The sequence below is a fragment of the Paraburkholderia sp. genome, assembly GCF_035501035.1.
In the GTDB taxonomy this organism is placed as follows: domain Bacteria; phylum Pseudomonadota; class Gammaproteobacteria; order Burkholderiales; family Burkholderiaceae; genus Paraburkholderia.
Map to the genome: position 1 here is coordinate 1 of NZ_DATJWR010000240.1, position 3,742 is coordinate 3,742.

Annotated in this window: 4 protein-coding genes; 2 read left to right on the forward strand and 2 right to left on the reverse strand. The window is 65.4% G+C overall.

The genetic code is table 11. The annotated features are described in order from the left end of the window. Both VMJ11_RS17700 and VMJ11_RS17705 read left to right on the forward strand, forming a co-directional pair. The coding region (locus VMJ11_RS17700) for a VOC family protein (protein ID WP_325620691.1) at positions 1–214 on the forward strand (214 nt) is incomplete at its 5' end. Continuing rightward, positions 211–978 carry a 16S rRNA (uracil(1498)-N(3))-methyltransferase gene (locus VMJ11_RS17705; protein ID WP_325620692.1) on the forward strand — a complete coding sequence of 256 codons (768 nt, stop codon included), beginning with the start codon at positions 211–213 and terminating at the stop codon, positions 976–978. The genes VMJ11_RS17700 and VMJ11_RS17705, both read left to right, overlap by 4 nt. A 175-nt stretch (positions 979–1,153) precedes the next feature. Here the strand turns inward: VMJ11_RS17705 and ltrA are convergent, their stop codons facing one another. Together ltrA and efp are read right to left on the reverse strand one after the other, a co-directional pair. Then, positions 1,154–2,524, reverse strand: coding sequence for a group II intron reverse transcriptase/maturase (gene ltrA, locus VMJ11_RS17710; protein WP_325620693.1), 1,371 nt, complete (start codon positions 2,522–2,524; stop codon positions 1,154–1,156). Positions 2,525–2,960: 436 nt separating this feature from the next. Next, positions 2,961–3,518, reverse strand: a complete 558-nt coding sequence (efp, locus tag VMJ11_RS17715; RefSeq protein ID WP_325620694.1) for an elongation factor P — start codon at positions 3,516–3,518, stop codon at positions 2,961–2,963. Positions 3,519–3,742: the final 224 nt, after the last annotated feature.

Sequence of the window (3,742 nt, forward strand, 5' to 3'; positions counted from 1 at the left end):
CTCGACCGCATTGACGCCGAAAAGCGCATCCATGACCGCGCCGCAGTCTTTCTATTTGTACGTGGACGACGTCGACGCGACGTACCGGCGCGCGCTCGACGCCGGCGCGAAGTCGCTGACCGCGCCGCTGGACCAGTTCTGGGGCGACCGCTACGCGCAGATCGAGGATCTCGACGGCTACCGCTGGGCGCTCGCGCGCCGTCTCGACGCATGAGCGCGGCGACCACGACCGCGGCCGTGCCGCGATTTTTCGTCGATGCCGCGCTGCGCGTGGATGGCGTCGTTATGCTGCCACCCGACGTCACGCGCCACGTGCAGGTTCTGCGGCTGCAACCCGGCGACACGCTCGCGCTGTTCGACGGCACGGGCGGCCAGTACCGCGCGCGGCTCGCCGAGCTCGACAAGCGCAGCGCGACCGCACAGATCGATGCGTTCGAACCCGCCGAGGCCGAGCCGCCGTATCGCATCACCCTCGCGCAAGGCATCGCGGGCGGCGACAAGATGGACTGGCTGATCGAGAAGGCCGTCGAGCTCGGCGTCGCCGCGATCGCGCCGCTGTCGACCGCGCGCGGCGTCGTGCGGCTGTCCGGCGAGCGCGCGGACAAGCGCGTCGCGCATTGGCGCGGCATCGTGCGCGCGTCGTGCGAGCAGTGCGGGCGCAACCGCGTGCCCGACGTCGCGCCGGTGCGCGGCTTCGACGCATGGCTCGAGACGCTGCCGGACACGCCGGCCGACGGCGAGCTGCGGCTGTTGCTGTCGCCGCGCGCGAGCATCGCGTTCGCGTCGCTGCCTGACGCGCCGCCTGCCGCGCCGGTCACGCTGCTGATCGGGCCGGAGGGCGGCTTGTCGCCCGACGAGGAAAACGCGGCGCGCGCGCGCGGCTTCACCGCCGTGTCGCTCGGGCCGCGCGTGCTGCGCACCGAGACGGCGGGCGCCGCGGTGCTCGCCGCGCTGGCGGCGCGCTGGGGTGGGTGGTAAGCGCCGCCACTTGCGCGGCTCAATAAAGGGCCTGGATCGGCGCGGGGCGATGCGCCGCTCCCGTCTCGCATTCCCGATTAGCGCGATCGGGATAGGGGCGGTCAGGTAGCCTGACCGATCCCCTCCCACACCACCCGGCATGCGGGTCCGCACCGGGCGGTTCGAGCAGTTGAGGTCAGGAGAGCCGGGGTACGCCAAGACGGTCGAAGTGAGCGATCGGCATGACGCGGTTTAGCAGCAAGCGGCTGTTTCGCCACCATCGCCGACTGTTCGCCGCCACCCGGCGGGCATCCGCTTGCGAGGCACCCAACGCCAACATCTCCCGGTACATCGTCGTACCCCGACGCCAGTGCTTGAGCTGCACTGCGCGCAACCGGTGCCTGATCCACTCGTCGAGTTCACGAAACACTTTCGGCGTCTGCGCCAGTTGGAAGTACGCTTTCCAGCCCGGCATATACGCTTTCAGGCGCTCCGCGATCTCCGGCAAGCTTCGCCCGCCCGAGCGGCGAGTCAGTTTCCGGATGCGTTGCTTGAAGGTCGCTAGCGCCTTCCACGACACCGCACATTTGATCCGGTCGCCTGCGCCACGCCATAACGCGTAGCCCAGAAACTTGCGACCCGTCGCCTGTGCAACCGCCGTCTTGGCCTCATTGACCTTCAGGTGAAGTCGGTCGTAGAGCCTGCGCAGGCCGTCCAGCACCCGTTCACCCGCTCGACGACTGCGCACGTACACGTTGCAATCATCGGCGTAGCGCACGAAGCGGTGTCCGCGCCTCTCCAGTTCCCGGTCCACCTCGTCCAACAGCACATTGGCCAGCAGCGGCGATAGCGGCCCGCCTTGCGGCGTGCCTTCGTGACGCTCCATGACCACCCCGCCATCCATGATCCCGGCCACCAGGTAATAACGAACCAGCCGCAGCACGGCCTTGTCGTCGATCCGCCTCGATAGCCTTTCCATCAGAATGTCGTGATTGACCCGATCGAAGAACTTCTCCAAGTCCACATCGACCACCACCCGGTAGCCGCCCTGCACGTGCCGTTGTGCCATCAGCACTGCGTCACGCGCACGGCGTCCCGGCCGGAAGCCGTAACTGTGTTCGGAGAAGGTCGGATCAATGATGGGCTGCAGAACTTGCAGCAGAGCTTGCTGGATCAATCGATCCGTCACCGTCGGAATCCCCAGTTCACGCATCCCGCCACCCGGTTTCGGAATCTGGACTCGTCGCACCGGCGCGGGCCGGTAGCTTCCATCCAGTAACGCTTCCCGAATCCGGGGCCAGTGCGTTTTCAGGTACGCCGCCGTCTCGGCGATCGACTTCCCATCCGTCCCAGCACTGCCGCGATTGGCTTTGACGCGTTTCCACGCCATCACCAGATTCGCTCTCGCGAGCGCCTGCGAGAGCAGGCCATCTCGCCCCGAGCCTCCAGTTTCGTGCCGCGCCGTCCGTGCTTCATCACGCACCGCTTCCGGCTCGGCTTCACCTCGCCATCTCGCGTTACGCCCCGCCTGCGCGGGCTTCTGATGCACTGCACGTCCGAGCGACACGGCCTTCGGCCCTCCTACTCGTTCAGCCCTTCGCCCCCTGACCGGCAGCTACTACGGCCTCTGCTGACTTCTCGCTCCGGCTCAACACCGTCGCCCTTTCAGGCATGAGGCGAGATCTCCCCAGGTAAGAACGCACTCCTTCATCGCACAACCGCCGCATTTACGCCACTTCGCCTTGGTCACAAGAGCTTCGCGGTTTATGGCCCGCTCACCCTGCTCGGCAGCGCCTTCTATACGGTTCTTGTTCATCGGCTCGCGATTTACGCTCCACGCTTCCTTCCCACACTCGGTCGCCCTCATGCAGTTGCGCTTCGCTTCATTTGCCGTGACCAGCTCATGGCGGGACTTGCACCCGCAGGAGTGCGCCCATGCTGGGCGCACCATAAAAAAAGCGCCCCGCAGGGCGCTTTTGTCCGGCACGGAATGCGATCCGCGATTATGCGCGGCTGCGATATTCGTTCGTGCGCGTGTCGATTTCGATCTTGTCGCCGGTGTTGCAGAACAGCGGCACCTGCAGTTCGAAACCGGTCGCGAGCTTGGCGTTCTTCAGCACCTTGCCCGACGACGTGTCGCCCTTGACGGCCGGCTCCGTGTAGGTGATTTCGCGGACCAGGATCGTCGGCAGTTCGACCGAGATCGCCTTCTCGTTGTAGAACACGACTTCGCACGTCATGCCGTCTTCGAGGTAGTTGAGCGCGTCGCCCATCATTTCCGCCTCGACTTCGAACTGGTTGTAGTCGGCGTCCATGAACACGTACATCGGATCCGCGAAGTACGAGTAGGTCACTTCCTTGCGGTCGAGCACGACGACGTCGAACTTGTCGTCAGCCTTGTAGACCGATTCCTGGCCCGAGTTGGTCAGCAGGTTCTTCAGCTTCATCTTGACGACGGCGGCGTTACGGCCCGACTTGTTGTATTCGGTCTTCGAAACGACCCAAGCGTCGTTGCCGATCATCACGACGTTACCTACGCGGAGTTCCTGTGCGGTTTTCATAAAAAAGCGATCCTGTACAAATAAAAAGTGCCTGAGCGTTGCGCAACGGCGGACGGCGCAAGCGGGTTCGTTCCGTGGGCGCCAAAAGCGAGCGCGCTTGCGTGGTCGGCCGTCGGATAACCGCTTATTTTAACTGAGATTTTGCGTATTCGGCCAGATTTCCGGCGAGGTCGCCGGCGACCGCGAGCGCGCCCGCCCAGCGGGCCGCGTTCGCCCGCAGCGCG